General features: G+C 43.3%; 18 protein-coding genes and 2 tRNA genes. 11 read left to right on the top strand and 9 right to left on the bottom strand.

Annotation, left to right across the window (positions count from 1 at the left end; all coding sequences use genetic code 11):
• Window positions 1-35: 35 nt before the first annotated feature.
• Together AC27EZ_RS00665 and queE are read right to left on the bottom strand one after the other, a co-directional pair.
• The gene (locus tag AC27EZ_RS00665; RefSeq protein WP_487133476.1) at window positions 36-899 is read right to left on the bottom strand and encodes an amino acid ABC transporter substrate-binding protein; all 864 of its coding nucleotides are present in this window, start codon (window positions 897-899) and stop codon (window positions 36-38) included.
• A 23-nt stretch (window positions 900-922) separates the two neighbouring features.
• The gene (queE, locus tag AC27EZ_RS00670) at window positions 923-1,597 is read right to left on the bottom strand and encodes a 7-carboxy-7-deazaguanine synthase QueE (protein WP_487133980.1); all 675 of its coding nucleotides are present in this window, start codon (window positions 1,595-1,597) and stop codon (window positions 923-925) included.
• A 93-nt stretch (window positions 1,598-1,690) separates the two neighbouring features.
• Between queE and queC the strand changes: the two genes are divergently transcribed.
• Entirely contained in the window at window positions 1,691-2,347 is a 657-nt protein-coding gene (gene queC / locus AC27EZ_RS00675) for a 7-cyano-7-deazaguanine synthase QueC (protein ID WP_487133477.1), read from the top strand.
• An 11-nt stretch (window positions 2,348-2,358) separates the two neighbouring features.
• On the opposite strand, the gene AC27EZ_RS00680 is transcribed toward queC, so the two are convergent.
• From AC27EZ_RS00680 to AC27EZ_RS00700, 5 genes are all read right to left on the bottom strand, one after another.
• On the bottom strand, window positions 2,359-2,745 hold the full coding sequence (locus AC27EZ_RS00680) for a hypothetical protein (protein WP_487133478.1): 387 nt from the start codon (window positions 2,743-2,745) through the stop codon (window positions 2,359-2,361).
• Complete coding sequence (locus AC27EZ_RS00685; protein ID WP_487133479.1) at window positions 2,746-3,108, bottom strand: hypothetical protein; 363 nt, start codon at window positions 3,106-3,108, stop codon at window positions 2,746-2,748.
• 59 nt (window positions 3,109-3,167) lie between these two features.
• Window positions 3,168-4,094 (bottom strand): LysR family transcriptional regulator, encoded by a 927-nt coding sequence (locus tag AC27EZ_RS00690; RefSeq protein ID WP_487133480.1) that lies wholly within the window; start codon window positions 4,092-4,094, stop codon window positions 3,168-3,170.
• 173 nt (window positions 4,095-4,267) lie between these two features.
• Window positions 4,268-6,283 (bottom strand): excinuclease ABC subunit UvrB, encoded by a 2,016-nt coding sequence (gene uvrB / locus AC27EZ_RS00695; protein ID WP_487133481.1) that lies wholly within the window; start codon window positions 6,281-6,283, stop codon window positions 4,268-4,270.
• A 34-nt stretch (window positions 6,284-6,317) separates the two neighbouring features.
• Window positions 6,318-7,697 (bottom strand): MATE family efflux transporter, encoded by a 1,380-nt coding sequence (locus tag AC27EZ_RS00700; RefSeq protein WP_487133482.1) that lies wholly within the window; start codon window positions 7,695-7,697, stop codon window positions 6,318-6,320.
• Window positions 7,698-8,768: 1,071 nt separating this feature from the next.
• On the opposite strand from AC27EZ_RS00700, the gene AC27EZ_RS00705 reads away from it, so the two are divergent.
• From AC27EZ_RS00705 to nth, 9 genes are all read left to right on the top strand, one after another.
• A tRNA-Asn gene (locus AC27EZ_RS00705) sits at window positions 8,769-8,845 on the top strand.
• Between the two features lie 28 nt (window positions 8,846-8,873).
• Window positions 8,874-8,950, top strand: a tRNA-Asn gene (locus AC27EZ_RS00710).
• A 196-nt stretch (window positions 8,951-9,146) separates the two neighbouring features.
• Entirely contained in the window at window positions 9,147-9,728 is a 582-nt protein-coding gene (rsxA, locus tag AC27EZ_RS00715; RefSeq protein ID WP_421134034.1) for an electron transport complex subunit RsxA, read from the top strand.
• The gene (gene rsxB, locus AC27EZ_RS00720) at window positions 9,728-10,294 is read left to right on the top strand and encodes an electron transport complex subunit RsxB (protein WP_487133483.1); all 567 of its coding nucleotides are present in this window, start codon (window positions 9,728-9,730) and stop codon (window positions 10,292-10,294) included. The genes rsxA and rsxB overlap by 1 nt, the downstream gene beginning before the upstream one ends.
• Before the next feature lie 5 nt (window positions 10,295-10,299).
• Window positions 10,300-12,603 (top strand): electron transport complex subunit RsxC, encoded by a 2,304-nt coding sequence (gene rsxC, locus AC27EZ_RS00725; RefSeq protein ID WP_487133484.1) that lies wholly within the window; start codon window positions 10,300-10,302, stop codon window positions 12,601-12,603.
• Window positions 12,600-13,688, top strand: a complete 1,089-nt coding sequence (gene rsxD / locus AC27EZ_RS00730) for an electron transport complex subunit RsxD (protein ID WP_487133485.1) — start codon at window positions 12,600-12,602, stop codon at window positions 13,686-13,688. The genes rsxC and rsxD overlap by 4 nt, the downstream gene beginning before the upstream one ends.
• 2 nt (window positions 13,689-13,690) lie before the next feature.
• Entirely contained in the window at window positions 13,691-14,341 is a 651-nt protein-coding gene (gene rsxG, locus AC27EZ_RS00735) for an electron transport complex subunit RsxG (protein WP_487133486.1), read from the top strand.
• On the top strand, window positions 14,341-15,033 hold the full coding sequence (locus AC27EZ_RS00740) for an electron transport complex subunit E (protein ID WP_487133487.1): 693 nt from the start codon (window positions 14,341-14,343) through the stop codon (window positions 15,031-15,033). The genes rsxG and AC27EZ_RS00740 overlap by 1 nt, the downstream gene beginning before the upstream one ends.
• A gap of 27 nt (window positions 15,034-15,060) precedes the next feature.
• Window positions 15,061-15,693: an endonuclease III gene (gene nth / locus AC27EZ_RS00745; protein WP_487133488.1), complete on the top strand. Its 633-nt coding sequence runs from the start codon at window positions 15,061-15,063 to the stop codon at window positions 15,691-15,693.
• Between the two features lie 229 nt (window positions 15,694-15,922).
• Here the strand turns inward: nth and AC27EZ_RS00750 are convergent, their stop codons facing one another.
• Window positions 15,923-17,329, bottom strand: coding sequence for a sensor histidine kinase (locus AC27EZ_RS00750; RefSeq protein WP_487133489.1), 1,407 nt, complete (start codon window positions 17,327-17,329; stop codon window positions 15,923-15,925).
• Window positions 17,329-18,003 (bottom strand): response regulator transcription factor, encoded by a 675-nt coding sequence (locus AC27EZ_RS00755; RefSeq protein ID WP_305401870.1) that lies wholly within the window; start codon window positions 18,001-18,003, stop codon window positions 17,329-17,331. The genes AC27EZ_RS00750 and AC27EZ_RS00755 overlap by 1 nt, the downstream gene beginning before the upstream one ends.
• Window positions 18,004-18,175: 172 nt before the next feature.
• On the opposite strand from AC27EZ_RS00755, the gene AC27EZ_RS00760 reads away from it, so the two are divergent.
• Window positions 18,176-20,131, top strand: coding sequence for an LTA synthase family protein (locus AC27EZ_RS00760; RefSeq protein ID WP_487133490.1), 1,956 nt, complete (start codon window positions 18,176-18,178; stop codon window positions 20,129-20,131).

The raw sequence follows: 20,131 nt of genomic DNA on the forward strand, positions 1-20,131 counted from the left end.
TGATGCTGCTGATAGTATTGTTACAGGCTGAATAATTAATTCGGGAAGTACCATAAACGTTCGTTGCTGAGTGGCGTTTTAGGAGGAAGCAGCGGGTTCTCCAGAGTAAACATGGTTCTATCTGGTATGTTTAAGTCCTTGAGTGTTTGCCTGTACGTTTGCGCAAAAAGAACATCAAACGACCCATCGTCTAAAGCACGTTGAAGGCCGGTTTCTATTAGTTTTGCAAGTATGGGATTCCCCTTACTCACAAAGAAATACATTGCTGTGGGGTAATACATCACGATAGAAGGCTCGAGCTGAAGATTTTTTGCTCTTCCCGTTTCAGCTAATTCTGCCGAGACTTCGGTCACAGAACGGGGAAAGAAGTCCCCCTTGCCTAACGCAAGCATTTCATACCCTTCTTTAAACTCAGGGACAGTGGAGACATTAAACCCATTCGCTTGCAATATCTTCGTGTCAGGCCATTCTTCTCCTTGAAGCGGCACAAGGCCCAGTAAATCTTGTTTTGTTGCCACATTCTCAAATCGAGCTCGGCGGCTTTCTTCAATTACAAAAACACGTAAACCAATAAGCCCTTTTGTAATAGGAATTCGAATGGGGAGCAGATCTTTCTCGCGTTGAGTATCAGTCATACTCCATACAACATTGACTTCGCGGTTCTCTCGCAACTGACGCATTGCTTTACCCGTCAATAATATACGGTCGGAGGGGCGCATTTCATAATTAACGCCGGTTTTATCTAACGCCAGCTTTAACAATGCCGTGGGGTATTCATTTCTGATGTCAGTATCATCTAAAGCCCGCGGATAGGTGATTGTCCACAGTGCAGCGTTGCTACTTGCTGGTAAACCAGCCAATAACACAACCCCGATAAGTAAGTACGTTATCTTGTACACGCTCCACTCCTTGATCTAATGGTTTACTCGATACCAATAAACTTATGTGTTTGTAATGATAGACGCCAATTGCGTTTGATGCAGGTCTCTACCGCCAGCGTTGTTGCGCGGGGTTGTTGACTAATAGGTTGCAAACAAATTTGCTTTCCTTCAACAGAGTCTATCATTGCTAGCAAAGTATCAAGTTCATCGATATGTTTTTGCATCGCCACCGGATGCTTGATTTCGTTGGCTCTTTCAAGCGCGCTGGTAAGCACCGGCATGCCGCCTTTCATATTAACCTTCGGTGATACTGTGACATAAGTACGTGGGTCGCATAACACTTCAAACGTACCACTGGTTTCTATTTGCGTGGTGTATCCCTTGTCATGAAGGCGTTTGGTAAGCGGTCGTAAGTCATACATGCAAGGCTCACCGCCCGTGATCACAACGTGCTTTGCCACATACCCCTGCTCTGCAAACAAAGACAGTAGACGGTCTTCGTTACATTCAAAGAAATGTTCTGTCTCTTCGGTTTTCTTAATGATGTCGATTGGGGGGGTAGCTAATTCGGGCTTGATAACCCAAGTATGTTTAGTGTCACACCACGGACAACCAACCGGGCACCCTTGAAGACGGACAAAGATGGAAGGAATTCCGGTGTGAGCACCTTCTCCTTGGATGGTTTCAAACATTTCATTGATGTTTAGCGTAGTCAATACAGACAAAATTTCGCCCTTTTACAATTGTGTGTTGGGATTTTACCAAGGATCACATAAAATTCGGGGATAATTTTTTAAATAATGAAAATCATGTCTGAAAACGTTGTAGTAATTTATTCTGGCGGAATGGATTCTTTCACCGTGCTGCACAGAGCGGTAAGGGAAGGAAAAACCGTTCACGCACTATCTTTTAATTATGGCCAACGCCATAAGAAAGAGCTCGACTACGCGGCTCGCGTATGTGACTCACTCGGTATTGCGCACAAAATTGTCGATATTAGTGCAATCAACACGTTAATAGGCGGTTCATCTTTGACCTCAGATATTGAGGTGCCCGAAGGCCACTATGAAGAGCCTAGTATGAAGCAAACTGTAGTGCCAAACAGAAACATGATTTTATTGTCTCTTGCGGTTGGGTACGCCGTAAGCCTAGATGCAACCAAAGTTTATTATGGCGCACATTCTGGCGACCATGCGATTTACCCAGATTGCCGCCCAGAATTTGTGCACAAAATGAATGACGTTTGTGGCATCGCTAACTACACACCTGTTGAAATAATGACCCCGTACTTAGATGTCAGTAAAACCGCCATTTTAACCGACGGCCTGGCTATGGGGTTAGACTACGGACAAACATGGACGTGCTATAACGGCAGAGAGAAAGCATGTGGTAAGTGCGGCGCTTGTGAGGAGCGCTTAGAAGCATTTAGTGAAAATAATGCTACCGACCCACTTCACTATGAATAAGTGACACATGCCTATTTAGGTGCGTCTAATGGCGTACCTAAATACTTGCGATACGCCAACGCTATCGCTTGTATCGCACATACGGCAATAAATGCACTACAACCTAGCGCCCCACCAAACGTTGAAATATACGGAATCACACCAACAAACATTAGCGAGAATATAATTGCCGCAGACGCTACCCCCACGTAGCCTAGTTTGTGTGGCGCCGTCATTCCGACAAAACTCCCACCAAAAAATACAGCGGCATAATAATCGGGTTCAAACGGCGACATTGTTAAAATGAAATAACATATTAGCGTTAGGCCACTTGATGCCTGAATAGTGCTGATAAGAGAATGTCGATGCGTAGTGTAAGTAAGCAGAGCGCCCATGAGAGAAAATAGCGTGATGAACACTTAAACCCTTCCTGTCGTAAACATAACGACGATGACAGCCATAAAAGCGATTGCCCCCAGCTTCCCTCCTACACCAGTAAAATGGTGTTTAAGTGCAGTGAAAAACAGGGTCCCTACAATACTGATAACAACAACATCAACGCTAGTTAGTGCCAATGACGGTGAGCACATGCCCACAAATGCCCCAGTATAGCCGCAAGCCTGAACGTCTTCTTTACTGCTCGAGGGCCAACGAACTGCGCTAAAAATAAGCCCGGACAATGACGCTGCAACGACAACAGGAAGTGCAGCCCACTGATGAAAACCAAGGCAAATACAGATACCAATAAGAAAGGAAACGGTGAGCAGTAAAAAATGTTTCATAATGACAAAAACTAAAAGGCACGCCAATAAGACGTGCCCTTAAAAAAATCACGACTTGCTTACTTCTGACTTTCGGCAATAAAGTAAGTGAGTTCTTTAATACAGTGACGTAATACAGGATTTAAGCGTGTGTTTTTACCATTCATCACGAACATCTCGTGACTGAAATTAAATAAACTTCCCTTCGCGATAGGGACAAGACCTAATGCTGCACCCTGCTCTTTCGCCATGTAGTCAGGAAGCAGACCAACGTATTCCCCCGTCATAATGGCAGACATCGCAGCATCGTAAGAATCAGAGAATGTTTGAATCGCCAGACGCGACTCGTCTTCAATATAGTTTGCTGATGATAGGCCAGATATACCAATTGCAGGATAGTTTTCTATTTTCACATCATCGGGTAAGTCGCAATCTCGGTATTTAGCGAGGGCATGAGTAGGAGCGCAGTAAAGACGTCCATGTGTTTCAATACCGACTGGATGAAAAGTCACTGACTCGGGTTTTACCATATCGTAGGTTGATATCACCAAGTGACACTCGCCAGACAACGCGACATGCTCAACTTCGTTGTAAAGGCGGGTTTGGATATTCACATGAATATCGTCAAACTTTTTCATGGTACTTTTCACCGCTTTACTTACCGCTAAGTGCATAGAGAGCGGCAACCCAGCCATAAGAACTAGCGTAATATGGCCAGAATAATCGTCGTGAAGCGATTTTAAATTGAATACAAAATTATCGAACGCGTTGAAAATTCGCTTCGTTTCTTGAAACACCACTTCGCCTTCTTTCGTCATTTGAAAGCCACCGCGCCCGCGATGACAAAGCACAAGATCAAGACGTTCTTCTAATTTTTTAATGGCAGCACTGATATTAGGGCGCTGCATTCTTAACACGGGTTCCGCCGCTGTGAAACCATTACAACTCGCTACTGCATAGAATACTCGCAGTAACTTAATATCGGATTCCTGTAGACGATTTAGCATAGTAGCACCTGTTATAGGTATAGTTATAGATACTCAAAGGAGCACTATATGCAAGACTGACTAGGATTACAACGCCAAATTTACCCTTTTTAGCAGACATTTAGCCAAATACGTACAAAAAACACACGAAAGTGTGTTATCACAAGCGATACCGAAAGCAATCGGTGTTACCACTACGATAAACTAACGACTTGTTTACGTAATGCTTCGATATCGTCTCTAAGCGCTCCCGCCTTTTCAAACTCTAATTCTCGAGCGTATTCAAACATTTGTTTTTCAAGCTGCGTGATCTGATCCATCATTTCTGTCGCACTCGCCAGCTTCTTCTGCTTACTCTTCTCTTCCACTTTTCTCAGTCTTACTTTACCCGAAGCAGGATGTGCACTTTCACCTAAATCCATGATGTCAGTAATGGGTTTGTTAAGACTAGTGGGTGTAATGCCATTTGCCTCATTATACTCACGCTGTTTCTCCCGGCGACGCTCGGTTTCATCAATGGCTTTACGCATCGATTTTGTTATCTTGTCGCCGTAAAGAATTGCTCGCCCATTGAGGTGTCGGGCAGCACGGCCTATCGTTTGAATCAAAGAGCGCTCTGCGCGAAGAAACCCTTCTTTATCGGCATCGAGGATGGCCACAAGGGACACTTCTGGCATGTCGAGACCTTCTCGAAGTAAGTTGATACCTACCAATACATCAAATTTACCAATACGCAGGTCGCGGATAATCTCAATCCGTTCAACCGTATCGATGTCTGAATGCAAATAGCGTACTTTCACGCCGTGTTCATTAAGGTACTCACTTAAATCTTCCGCCATACGCTTGGTAAGCGTAGTGATAAGCACACGCTCATCGACCGCAACCCGCTTTCTGATCTCCGAAAGCACATCATCAACCTGTGTGGCAACAGGACGCACTTCGATAATCGGGTCTAGCAACCCTGTCGGCCTTACAACTTGCTCGACAATGTCCCCTTCGGTTTTCTTAAGTTCGTAATCTCCGGGCGTCGCTGAAACATAAATCGTTTGTGGGCAAATTTGCTCAAACTCTTCAAATTTAAGCGGTCGATTATCCAATGCCGAAGGCAACCTAAAACCAAACTCTACCAACGTTTCTTTGCGAGAACGATCGCCGCGATACATTGCGCCAATTTGCGATACCGTCACGTGAGACTCATCAATAAACATTAACCCGTCAGCAGGAAAATAATCCAGTAATGTCGGTGGCGGCTCGCCTGGCGCTCTGCCAGACAAATAACGAGAATAGTTTTCGATACCCGAGCAGTACCCAAGCTCTATCATCATCTCTATATCAAACTGGGTTCGTTGTGATATACGCTGTTCTTCAAGTAATTTATTGGCTTCTTGAAGCTGCTTCTTACGATCGCCTAACTCTTCTTTTACATGCTCTATCGCGTTGAGAATTTTTTCCCTTGGCGTTACATAGTGCGTTTTAGGAAAAACAGTGGCACGGATCACCGATTTATCGACAGCGCCAGTCAGCGGGTCGAACAGACTTATCTTATCAATTTCATCATCAAACAATTCAACGCGAACCGCTTGCTTTTCAGAATCCGCAGGGAAAATATCAATCACGTCACCGCGAACGCGAAAAGTACCGCGCTCAAAGGCAATATCATTTCGTTTGTATTGAAGTTCGGCCAATCGACGTAAAATATCCCGTTGATCCATGGTGTCACCCTGGCGAAGGTGCAGTAACATTTTCATATATGACTCAGGGTCACCTAAGCCATAGATGGCCGATACACTGGCAATAATAACAACATCACGGCGCTCCATAAGCGCTTTAGTTGCTGACAATCGCATCTGCTCAATATGGTCGTTGATTGAGGCATCTTTTTCTATAAAGGTATCGGTGCTGGGAACGTAAGCTTCTGGCTGATAATAATCATAGTAGGACACAAAGTATTCAACAGCATTATTGGGAAAGAAGTCCTTCATCTCACCGTAAAGCTGCGCCGCCAGTGTCTTATTGTGAGCAAGGATAAGTGTTGGCCGTTGTACTTTATTTATTATAGACGCCATGGTGAAGGTTTTGCCCGACCCTGTCACTCCTAAGAGCGTTTGTGCCGCCAAGCCACTATCCAAGCCATCGACTAAGGCCTCTATCGCAGTGGGTTGATCGCCAGCGGGTTGATATTTTGACTCAAGCTCAAAACCTCTACTCATTAATTCATCTACCTCTTTAATTAGATTCTATACATTACATGTTTACTTGCTGAGCATCATCGTGACACTCAGCAACGGTTCGGCGAAATGCCATCAAAGATACACCGGCCATGACAATGTTTGCCACGACGGTACCCCAGAATAACCCTTTTAGGCCAAACAAATATCCACCAAGAATACTGATAGGTACGAAGAAAACGAATAACCGGATGATGCTAAGTGTTAATGCTGCCATTGGGCGGTGCATCGCGTTCAATGACGAGTTAGTTAAAATAATGATACCTTGCATACCGTAACCTAGCGGAATAATCATTAGTATGGTTTGAATCAGCATTGCTACCTCGGGCTCTTTAGCAAATGCTTGGGCTATCAAACCCGACAATACCCACATAACTAAAAAGATGATGAACTGCCATACCAGAACGAATTTTAATGTCATGACATAAGCAGTTTGTACTCTTGCGAGTTTATTTGCCCCCATATTCTGGCTTACAAACGGCGGTAGCGTCATTGAAAGCGCCAGCACAACAATACATGCAATAGACTCCATCCGATTAGCAACACCCCACGCGGCTACGGCCTCAGCACCATATTTAGCAACTACCGCGGTCATAATTCCACCCGCTATTGGCGTTAACATATTGGCCCCCGCTGCTGGCAAGCCTATCCTCAAAATTTCCCTACTGCTCGCCATTAACTCATTAATGGTAAGCAAGCGGGGTAACATAAGCTGCCGTTGGACCGCCAAAATATACAGAATCCAAGCGGCGCCTACACACCATGCAATGAGAGTGGCAAGCGCAGCGCCTTGAATTCCCATTGCAGGAATTGGTCCAAAGCCAAAAATAAATAACGGGTCGAGTAATGCATTTAGGCCGCCCCCCGCAGCCATCACGATACTTGGCGTTCGGGTATCACCGCAGGCTCGTAGTACGCTATTTCCCACCATTGGCAACGAAAGAAAAATACTAGAAAGATACCAAATGCCCATATAGTCAGAAATGTACGGCATAAGTTGTGGGGGCGCATTCATCAAAGAAAAAATCGGTTGAATAGTGAAAATGCCGATAAGCGCTAAAATCCCTACCAACGCTACCGACAGCATGAGAGAACCCGTAGCGTATTGTTGTGATTCTTTTACTTCCCGTCGCCCCTGCAACTTTCCAATGATGGCAGAGGTCCCTATGCCTAATCCTATATTTAGACTTATTACCGTAAACGTAACGGGAAAGGTAAAGCTTATCGCGGCGAGTTGCTCGGTACCGAGCAAACTAACAAAAAATGTATCGATTAAACCGAAACTCATCATCATAACCATCCCTAGAATCATAGGGATAGTCATTCGCTGTAGTGTTTCACGAATATCGCCATGAACGAGGCTAGACGTGCTGGTATTTTTAGTCGTGGAAATCACACAATCTCTCAAAGAATTTACTGTTGACCTGCGCGGGCATGTGCGAGTGCAACTTAAAGGGGTTCATCAGTTTATATGCTGCAGTTTATGTGAGCAGTTAACTATATGCCACACCGTTTCGATAAACCTCATAGATATTAGGGGGGTTAACTGCATATACCGCAATACATATTAACTTGTCTAAATTGTATTTTATTTACTATTCCCATTGAAAATTTGGGACATTGAGCATTTTGCTGAATATTGTACTGATATTATTTCGGCGGATAACGCTCGTTTATGTGCCAGATTGATAAAAATGCTAAGCGCCGAGTAATTGACATCACGGCGCCATGTTAATGGCTATTCAATAAACCGCCAAGAAGTAAACAGACACTTACATGGCAACCCTACAATGTAAACAGTTTGTAAACTAGAGCGTGAATTCTGTTACGGTTATGAAACGCGAGAATACATTCGATGAATTAACACACAAGGCATTTTTTGCACAATAGATCAATAACGATCTGTAACCCCGATCACCTGAAAACACATAAAACACTGATAATTATAATTAAATTTCATAAACAACATTGTCGTCAGGTTGATCTACACCACATTGATCACCTGTGGTTAAGTCACACGTTTCAACTATTAACATAGTTATCCACAGATTTAGTGGATAACTAACGCAACGCCAGTATTGGCGCTATTTGGTGACGATACAATAATTGGTTACGTAAGTAATGACTAACCTTATGCGACATAAGTACAGGTTACAGTTTTATTAAATACTGTTTATTTAGACAGTTATCAACGTATTTTTTATTCTTTATTCGTATATAGAATGAGAATAAAGAAATACCTAAAACTATTCGTAAAAACGGCAGTAAAGCGAAACAGCGTTTCAATTTTTAGTATGACGATTAAGGCAACAGCTCAACAATTAATCATTATTTTTGCCTGCTTGGTCTAAATTTGAGCATCAACCGCCTAAAAAGCTATTTTTTGCGCAGTTAGCATAATTTTTTCATTATGGTTGTTGACAGCGGGCGAGTACGTCTTTAATATTCGCCTCCGTTGAAAGTCAGGTCCCCCTTAGCTCAGTTGGTTAGAGCGACGGACTGTTAATCCGCAGGTCCCCCGTTCGAGTCGGGGAGGGGGAGCCAACTTTTAATGCGACATAAGTGTTTAGATTCCCCCTTAGCTCAGTTGGTTAGAGCGACGGACTGTTAATCCGCAGGTCCCCCGTTCGAGTCGGGGAGGGGGAGCCACTTACGCTGGCTCAAGTATCTCCAAGCTTTACTTCCTTACATCCTTTTATCTCTTCATTGCGCTCCCAAGAAAAATTAAATAACCCTAATTCTATCAAGTTGTTAATCCGTCCCGAAAGAGCGATAATACGTTCATTGATGATGTGTTCAAAACGCGAGCGGCAATCTTGCAATTCCTTTGGGAATTACCATAACCATGACTGATTTTTTATTACTCTTAATTGGCACTGTGCTAGTTAACAATTTTGTTCTTGTAAAGTTCTTGGGGCTTTGCCCTTTCATGGGCGTGTCAGGCAAGCTAGAAACCGCTATGGGCATGTCTATGGCGACAACTTTTGTTCTTACTCTAGCGTCGGTGTCAAGCTACCTCGTAGAAACTTACCTGCTTGAGCCCTTAGGTATTGGCTACCTACGAACGCTTGCTTTTATATTAGTGATCGCAGTGGTTGTACAATTTACTGAAATGGTAGTGCATAAAACCAGTCCAACGTTGTACCGCCTTCTTGGTATATTTTTACCACTTATCACAACGAACTGCGCAGTGCTCGGGGTGGCTTTACTCAATTTAACCGAACAACACAATCTCATGCAGAGTCTTATTTATGGTTTCGGTGCAGCATTGGGCTTTTCGTTGGTGCTTATTCTATTTGCAGCAATGCGCGAACGTCTTGCTGCAGCGGATGTGCCGGTTTCCTTTAAAGGCGCATCTATTGCAATGATAACGGCGGGCTTAATGTCTCTCGCCTTTATGGGTTTCAGTGGTTTGGTGAAATTATAATGTCGATATCGTTCGCAGTGATTGCAATTGGTGTACTGGCGCTCATTTTTGGCTTGATTCTTGGCTATGCTAGCATTCGCTTTAAAGTAGAAAGCGATCCTCTGGTTGAGCAAATAGACGACGTCTTGCCACAAACGCAATGTGGCCAGTGTGGTTACCCAGGCTGCCGACCTTACGCTGAAGCCATCGCCAATGGCGATGAAATTAATAAATGCCCTCCAGGCGGCGAAAGCACCATTAAGAAGCTTGCCGATTTAATGGGGGTAGAACCAAAGCCTCTCGATGGCGCGCATGGCGAAGAGGATGTTAAAAAGGTTGCCTACATCAGGGAAGACGAATGCATTGGCTGTACCAAATGCATTCAAGCTTGCCCCGTAGACGCTATTTTAGGGGCGGCAAAGCACATGCACACCGTACTTACCGATGAATGTACGGGTTGTGATTTGTGTGTAGACCCCTGCCCTGTCGACTGCATAGATATGGTACCACTTGTTCAAACCACTTCTACATGGAAGTGGGATTTTTCAGTTACACCGAAAGGTGATATCCCTATAAAAATGGTGTAGTAACGGTGACGTATCCAAGTTTTGAAAAAATCATAGACACGCTTGACGCGGGAAAACAGTTTTCTTTTCCCGGCGGTGTGCATCCTGATGATAAAAAATCACTGTCTAATGTATCGCCCATAAAAACACCATCACTCCCACAGCTGATTACGCTGCCATTACGACAGCATGTCGGTTCAGAGGGGGCGTGTTGTGTCAACGTAGGTGATTATGTTTATAAAGGTCAGGTGCTGTCTCAGGCAACAACGCCCTATTCGGTGCCCATTCACGCTCCAACGTCTGGCGAAGTGGTTGCTATTGCGCCACATGTGGTTGCCCACCCAAGCGGCCTGACGGAAATGTGCGTCACGATTAAGCCAGATGGCAAAGACACGTGGGGCGTTTTAACGTCGATGCAAGACTACACCGCGCACAGCAAAGACAGCATCATCGACGCAATATGCCAGGCGGGGATTTCAGGAATGGGAGGCGCTGGCTTTCCTACCCATATTAAAGCGTCAGGTAGTAAGCCTGTAGAGTTTTTAATACTTAATGGTATCGAGTGTGAGCCTTACATCACTTCAGATGATAGGTTAATGAGAGAGTTCGCCTGGCAGATTCGTCAAGGCCTCGATATTTTAGATTTTCTCATTGCACCAAAAGCCATCATTATCGCCGTTGAAGATAACAAGCCTGAAGCGTTAAAAGCACTTGATATTGCTTGCCAAGATAAAGAAAAATATCGACGAGTGAGCGTCGAAACTAAATACCCTGCGGGCGGCGAAAAACAGCTTATTCAAGTGTTAACAAACCGAGAAGTACCTCGAAACGGCCTACCTATTGATGTAGGCGTATTAATGTTTAATGTGGGGACGTGCTACGCTATTGCAGACGCTATTCTCCACGGTAAGCCCCTTATCGAACGTATTGTGACCGTAACTGGTGAAGCCGTCGACGAGCCTTGTAACTTTAGAGCATTATTGGGAACCCCGGTAAGGCATCTGCTTAAGGAAGCCAAATACAACGCCAGTAAACAAGACGCCCCAAAAGTCATTATGGGCGGCCCAATGATGGGCTTTACATTAGCAGACGCTTCAATTCCTGTGGTTAAAACAACAAACTGTTTGTTGGTGCCCTCGGCGTCTGAACTGACTGACGGCGACAACGAAAGAGCGTGTATTCGATGCAGCGCGTGTGCCGACGCATGCCCCGCCTCGCTGTTGCCACAGCAGTTGTTTTGGCACGCTAAAGCCAATGAATACGATAAAGCCGAAGACTACAATCTATTCGACTGTATTGAATGTGGGGCTTGTGCCTATGTATGCCCCAGCGAAATTCCCTTGGTTCACTACTACCGCCAAGCCAAGTCAGAAATAAGACTTCAACGTGACGAAAAGAACAAAGCTGAAAAAGCAAAGCAACGCTTTGAAGCGCGTAATGCACGTTTAGAGCAAGAGAAGCGAGATAGAGAAGAGAAACATCGCAAAGCCAAAGAAGCACGTCTAGCGGCCGCAAACGGTGTGAATAATACGTCTACAACCGCCTCTACAGATAGCGGGACGAAAGATAAAGTGGCTGCGGCCCTTGCTCGCGCGAAAGCGAAAAAAGCCGCACTGAATGCAACCCCAGACGTATCTCGTAGCGATACCACAGGCGCGGCAAGTGCTCCTCCTGATGTAAAAGATTCAGCCATTCAAGGTAATACTGATACGCCAGTAAACGATAAAAAAGCGCAAGTTGCCGCCGCTATTGCTCGGGCAAAAGCGAAAAAAGCTGCGAGCGCCGACGCTAATCAGACCGCGACAACTCAACCATTGCCAGCCACTTCATCTTCAACAGACGAACGCTGTGACGATATTGAAGATGAGAAAAAGGCGAAAGTTGCTGCTGCTATCGCACGTGCAAAAGCGAAAAAAGCTGCAGCAGCTAATGACGGTACACCACAGAAGCCCCAACCCGATGCAAGCGAGTCGAGTGAGGTACCTGAAGACAAAAAAGCACGTATTGCCGCCGCTGTTGCCAAGGCAAAAGCGAAGAAAGCCGCGCAGCACAATACTGCTGACGAAAATAATGCTAAAGATTCATCTGAGTCGCAGAACACAGCAAGTGATAAAGATGCGCAAAAGCAAGCGCGAATCGCTGCGGCAGTGGCAAAGGCGAAAGCGAAGAAACAACAACGTGACGTTGCCGCTCCCCAAGACAGTGAAGAACTGGAGCGCCAAGCGCCGGACAACAATAACCCTCAAGATGAGAAAAAAGCACGTATTGCGGCTGCTGTCGCGAAGGCGAAAGCGAAAAAAGCCCTACAGCAAAAGAGCGACCAGTCATGAAGTTAACGGTATCAAGTTCACCTCACCAGCGCGTAACACGAGACACCGGCGACGTTATGCGCCTCGTCATAGTGGCAATGATCCCTGGCATGCTTGTACAAACCTACTTTTTTGGTTGGGGAATGATTATTCAAGCATTTATCGCAGTTGTATCTGCCGTAATTATGGAAGGGGTGGTTCTTTATCTTAGAAAGCGCCAAATAGAGCGTACATTAACCGATTATTCGGCAGTACTCACCGCGCTTCTTCTTGCCATAAGTATACCGTCTACGCTGCCTTGGTGGATGACAGTGATCGGGGTGTTTTTTGCAATTGTCGTTACTAAACAACTATACGGTGGCCTTGGCTTCAATATCTTCAACCCTGCTATGGTCGGCTACGTCGTTTTACTCATTTCGTTTCCGGCAGCAATGAGCGTGTGGTTACCGCCAAGCACACTTGCAAGCGTTGCTCCTTCATTTTTAGATTCTGTTTCGCTTATCTTCACTGGGTTCACATCAAGTGGCTATGACGTTGTTCAGCTTCGGACCATTGCTGATGGCGTAACAATGGCTACCCCTCTAGACACGCTAAAAACAGATTTAACACAAGGTGTAACTTATTCAGAGTCACTCGCCCGCCCTATTTTTGATGGTAGCCTGTTTTCGTCAGCTGGTGCTGGGTGGGGCTATATGAGCGTGGCCTATCTGCTTGGCGGCTTATGGCTAATGCGCCTAAAAGTAATCAGCTGGCATATTCCCATTAGCTTATTACTCTCTGTTTTTGCCATCGCTGCGTTTTTACATCTCATCAATGCAGACTATTATGCCTCGCCGCTTTTTCATTTGCTAAACGGCGCTGTGATCGTGGGTGCATTTTTTATTGCAACCGACCCCGTTTCCGCATCGACAACAGCAAAAGGACGCATTATTTTTGGTGCGGCAATTGGATTTTGGATTGTGATCATCAGAACATTCGGCGGCTACCCTGACGCAATAGCATTTGCCGTTATCATAATGAACATGGCCGTTCCTTTAATCGACTATTACACGCGCCCTAGAACTTATGGGCACAGTGCAATGAAACAAAGAAAAAGGGGGCAATAGCGGTGAAAGAAACTATTTTAAAAAATGGTGTCATGCTTACTGTATTTGCGGTTATCACCACCGCATTGATTGCCCTTACCTATTTTGGTACCGAAGACAGAATTGAAGCCCAGCAACAAGCAAAGTTGTTAGAGGTATTAAATGAAGTCGTGCCTAAAAGTATGCACGACAATGCCCTATACGCCGATTGTATTGAAGTCGACGCGGTAGCACTTGGCGGCAAAAAGCCGCATCTTGTTTATCGAGCTACCCGTAACGATGAGCCTCAGGCTCTGGTTTTAGAAGCGACCGCGCCGGATGGATATAGCGGAAATATAGAACTCGTCATTGGCGTTGATACGACGATGACAGTTCTGGGCGTCAGGGTAATAGAACATAAAGAAACACCGGGGCTAGGAGATAAGATAGAGCTAGCCGTTAATGATTGGATCCTGTCATTCACTGGCAAAACCTATTCTCCACAAACTGAAAAAATGTGGCACGTCAAAAAAGACGGTGGTGAGTTTGATCAATTCACCGGCGCCACCATCACGCCAAGAGCAGTAGTCTCCTCGGTGAAGCGTGCACTTCAATTCGCAAACGACAATAAAGCAATGCTATTCGCCGCTGACAACACGTGTGACAGTCTTAAGAAACTAGAAGGAACCATGTAATGGACTATCGTGACATTTCATTGCAAGGGCTTTGGAAGAACAACCCGGCGCTGGTTCAATTGCTTGGCCTTTGCCCTCTTCTCGCGGTGACCGCCACGTTTATCAACGGGCTGGGCCTAGGGCTTGCTACCACACTGGTTCTCATTGGTAGTAATGTCACTGTGTCACTGGTTAGAAATATCGTTCGTAATGAAATTCGCATTCCTATTTTTGTTATGATTATTGCAGCGTTTGTAACCATCGTTCAGCTGCTTATGAATGCCTTTACCTATGAGCTTTATTTAGCGTTGGGCATATTTATTCCATTAATTGTCACTAACTGCGCCATTATCGGCAGAGCCGAAGCTTTTGCTTCGAAAAATGCGCCTGGCGCAGCGGCATTTGACGGCTTAATGATGGGCGTGGGCTTTACCGCTGTGCTTGTCTTACTTGGTGCAATAAGAGAAATACTGGGGGCTGGGACACTATTTGCAGGTGCTAATCGACTTTTTGGCTCCCTCGCGGATAATTGGACTATTACGCTTTTTAATACAGAGTCTCCGTTTTTACTCGCTATTTTACCGCCTGGGGCATTCCTCGCCATGGGCTTGCTCATTGCAATTAAAAACAGTATTGATGCGAACCTGGCAAAACGGTCAACGGTTGTTACTACGAAAGCGCAGCGCGCACGCGTGACCACTGAAAACATTTAAAGCGATACGCAAGTAACGAGTTTCACTATGAATAACGCCAAAAGAAAAGAGATATTAACGCGACTAAGAGATGCAAACCCGCACCCTACTACGGAACTCAACTTTTCTACGCCATTTGAGCTTCTTGTTGCGGTAACACTGTCGGCCCAATCGACTGATGTTGGCGTTAACAAAGCGACCGAAAAACTATTTCCTGTTGCCAATACACCGCAGGCCATTGCTGATTTAGGTGTAGAAGGTCTAACGCAATATATTAAAACAATTGGCCTTTATAACGCCAAGGCTAAAAATGTACATCGCTTGAGTGAAATTTTGGTCGAAAAATACAACAGCGAAGTACCAGAGAGTCGCGAAGCACTAGAAGCGCTACCAGGGGTAGGTCGAAAAACCGCTAACGTTGTTCTCAATACGGCATTTGGCTGGCCAACGATAGCGGTAGATACCCATATATTCCGCGTCTCGAATCGCACCAAACTTGCAATGGGTAAAAACGTCGATAAAGTTGAAGAGAAACTTCTCAAGGTTGTTCCTAAGGAGTTCAAAGTCGACGTTCATCACTGGCTGATACTGCATGGCAGGTATACCTGTATCGCAAGAAAGCCTCGCTGTGGAAGTTGTATTATTGAAGACTTGTGTGAGTTTAAAGATAAAGTCGACTAAGACAATATCTGTCATGAGCGAAAAGTGGAAGTTTGCTCAAACTCAATTTTGGACAAAAACGAGTTAGAGCCGAAGGACGGATCTGTAAAATGTATAGTGATAACAACATCCAGCTAAGCCGCAGAAACGAAGTTGATTGTCTGATAGCTGCCAGTAAAATTAAGTCTATAGGAATCTCATCACATAATTGCACACCCCAGCCTTTATTTCTATGTAGGTGCTAAATAACCTAATCCGTGTTTAAGGCTAAAGAAAATGTGATATTTTTATCACTAACTTCTGCACTTAATTGCGCATCAATTGCTTTACTAAGCGTTTTAGCGATTGATAACCCCAATCCAAAGTTATCATTCGATGTTCTTGAAGTGTCTTTTTGCCATAAAGGGTCAAATAATTGGTCTATATCATTATCACTCAAAGGTTCAATAAGGGAGTTAGTAACTGACAAAAATAAAAGTTTTTCTTTTGAAATCATTGTCGAAACTAAAATTTTTGAATTTAGTGGGCTGTATTGTTTAGCGTTGTTAACTACATTGCTAATAATTGATTCGAGGGCAAACAAGTTGCTTATAATTGCTGGTGCATTCTCATTCAACTCCAAATTTACACGCGATAAATCAGTGTTTTCTAAGACTCTGGTAATGACTTGATTTAAATCACAAGCATCTTGTTTGATTAGCTTACCATTACTGTATTTATGTAATAGCAATAAGTTCGACACGATATTTTTAAGCCGTAAACTTATTTTCAACGCTTCAGGCTTAAAATCCTCATTGAGCTCAATCTCATTTGGAAACCTGATAGCAACTTCTGCCATATTAATCAATTCGGCAATGGGCGTTTTTATTTCATGGGCAATATCGGATGTAAGTCGCTTTTCCCTTAGATAAAGTTGTCTATTCTCTTTAATAAAAGCATTTAAGCTTTCAACAATAGGCAAGAGCTCTTTAACTGGCTCTTGTATAAATATCTGTGAGCCTTCGCTGGTAATACTTAACTGACTGATATCTTGGTTGAGTTTAATTAATGGCGCAAGTGATGTATCTATCGCCTTCCTGACAAATAATCGAATAAATACAATAACTGTAATTGTGGTCACTATAAAAATAACGTCAATCAACCAAAGTACAAAATCAACTTCCTCAGAAGACGATGCATAAGCTAAAGTCAGTGGCTCATCATTTGTTTTTTTATATGTATCTTCTGATGTATTGTCTTTTCCTTGTGGTATAAAACGACTATAAAACACTCGACCATCTCGGCCATCAGGTAATTGTAAAGGGCGTATTTTTGATTCGCCAATCTCCAAGTCTTCAAATGGTAAGTTTTTAACCTCAAATAAATCTAAACTTTTGGAGCGAGTGAAAGTCCCTTCTTTGCTCCATATTTGAAAGTACTCAGGCTCTATTTCCCCTGCGAACTCGGGCATAAACTCACTAGAAAAATTAAACGAAAAACCTTCATCAGTTTTATGTACTAAGGTCATTAACATACCTGCTTTGGATTGCAGGCTGCGATCAAACTCATTATCTATCCAACTATCAACAGCAATGTCGGTTGCCAACAAAATGCATAAAACAAAGCTAGTTATAGTTACCGAGAGTGTAACAACTAATTTACTGCGAATAGATTTCATTATTGTCCTTGTACAATATAACCAAAACCACGTTTGGTCTGAATTGGCAGCTCCCCCCCTGCAACTCTTACTTTTTTGCGAGCAGATGATAAATGGGCTTCAATCGAGTTCTTTGATATCAAATCATATTGCCCTGCAAGGTAGGTACTTAGCTTTTCTGCACTAAACACTTTATTTTGATTGCTAAATAAACATTCGACAATTTTGTACTCGTTGGGTGTTAAGTCGATAACATTGTCAGCAACTTTTAGCAGTTTTAACTGTAAATTCAGTGCTAAATTATCAATAGTTATGATATCACTCATCATTTTCAATCCTCCACGGCGCATTAAATTTAGCAGTCGAGCGTGGAGCTCATCAAATGAAAAGGGCTTAGTCAGATAATCATCCGCTCCTGTTAAAAGCCCTAAAACACGGTCTTCAGGTTCTTGCTTAGCTGACAAAATTAAGACTTTAGAATCAACCTGTTTGGTTCTTATGGTTTGCAATAAAGTAATGCCATCGATACTCGGTAGCATAATATCAAGTATTATAAGTTCATACTCACCTGTCATCGCCATACTCAGCCCTTGTGCACCATCACCGGTGTCATCAACCGCAAAGCCTAAGTTTGCTAAGCCAATTCGTAAACTACGTCTGAGTGACGCTGAATCTTCAATTATTAATAACTTCATGTGTTACTTATTCACCTGAAATGCATCTTCATCATTAGATTACGCCATATAACTTAAGTTTTACTTAAGGCTTGCTTAAGTTTCCATAGTTTAGCCAATATTAAGTTTAGACTCAGGATTTCTTAAGTTTCGGTTTTTAGTATTGCTGCAATTATTAAGGTCGAGCACAACTATGACAGCAAATACTTCCGTTTTAAAACCCTTGTTTCGTTTTACGCTTATATTGATATCAATCTTTATTACTTCCCGCATTGCTTTATTGTTTTGGCAACATTCAAGATTAAATAATGGTGATATTTGGCCGATCATATCAGGAGCAATCAGAATAGACTTAAGTAGCATTGGATACTTAGCGACTATTGGAGTTTTTATATTGATACTGCATGTAGTTGCACGCCCTAAAACAGAGCTGTTCCAGCGTATTTTTACACTTTACGGTAGCGTCGTTGTAACTGTAGTTGTTATTGTTGAAGCATCAACACCTGCATTCATCACTCAATATGATGTAAGGCCTAACCGACTATATATTGAATACCTTGATTACCCACAAGAAGTTTTCTCAATGTTAGTGCATGGCCATCTTTTAGCCATGCTAAGTACATTGCTTTTGGCTACGTTAACAAGCGTTTATAGCTATCGCCTTTTATATAGAGCATTCACACAACCACAGTCACTGAAAAAAGCATCCAATTTATCCATTCTAATGGCTGCTTTAATAATCTGCTTATTTGCTGCCAGAGGTACATTGAGTCACCGGCCGCTTAACCCTGCATTAGTCTATTTTTCTCAAGATTCACTAGTAAACTCACTTGTTCTTAACTCCACTTACAGTGTTGCGTTTGCGCTGAAAAACATAGGTAACGAAAAAAGTGCCAGTAATTTGTATGGCACAATGTCTCGTCAAAAAATTATAGATACGGTCAAAAAGGCTTCTTATCGAAAACAGTTTGTCGCTGGAAATATTCCAACCTTGGCGCACAACAAGCCTTTTGTGTCTGGTGTTAAAAAAAACTTAGTTATAATACTTGAGGAAAGTTTAGGTGCCCGATTTGTTGGAGAACTTGTTGGGTTAGATATTACGCCTGAACTTGATAAGCTATATCAACAAGGGTGGGGGTTTGACAACCTTTATGCTACGGGCACGCGCTCTGTAAGAGGTATTGAAGCAATTACCACAGGTTTTACACCATCACCATCTCGCTCAGTAGTTAAACTATCTAAATCACAGCATAACTTTTTTTCACTAGCGGATGTATTGAGCCAAGAAGGTTACAAAACACAGTTTATCTACGGCGGTGAAAGCCATTTTGACAATATGAAAAGCTTTTTCCTAGGAAACGGGTTTAACGATATTGTTGATATTGACCATATTGACAATCCCCAGTTTATCTCCTCTTGGGGGGTCAGTGATGAGGACTTATTTAATCAAGCAGATAAAGAACTGACTAAATTAAGTAATTCGACAGAGCCATTTTTTAGTCTTGTATTTACTTCTAGTAACCACGATCCGTTTGATATACCACAAGGCAAAGTATCGCTACCTACAGGGCATGATCCTGAAAACTATAATCGCGACCTTGCAATTAAGTATGCCGATTACGCACTAGGGAAATTTATAAATAAAGCAAAAACACAGTCTTACTGGGAAAACACCGTATTTTTGGTTGTGGCAGACCATGATGTGCGTGTTTTTGGCTCTGAACCTGTCCCTTTGAAGTCTTTTCATATACCGGCTGTTATTTTAAACAGCGATATGAAAAGCAAACGTGATCCAAGACTCGTTAGTCAAATTGATCTACCTGTTACTTTGTTGTCACTTTTAGGAATTGACCAAGCTACCCCTATGCTGGGCTTTGATCTCACTAAAGATCACCCAGTTGAACGTGCGATGATGCAGTACTACGACAATTTTGCATACTTAGAAAATGATCGCGCTGTCATCCTAATGCCAAATCAACAAACCAGCTATTGGCGCTATAACAAACAAACCAAAAGACAAGAAAAAAATGAACAGCAAAACGCAGATCAAACGTTGGCTGAAAAAGCACTCGCTCATGTGTTATTTAGCAACTTAGCTTACACCGAGCAGCTTTATCGATTAGCTGAAAAAAGTAGTGATAAGGAGTAA

The organism is Alteromonas sp. 4NH20-0056 (assembly GCF_057539655.1).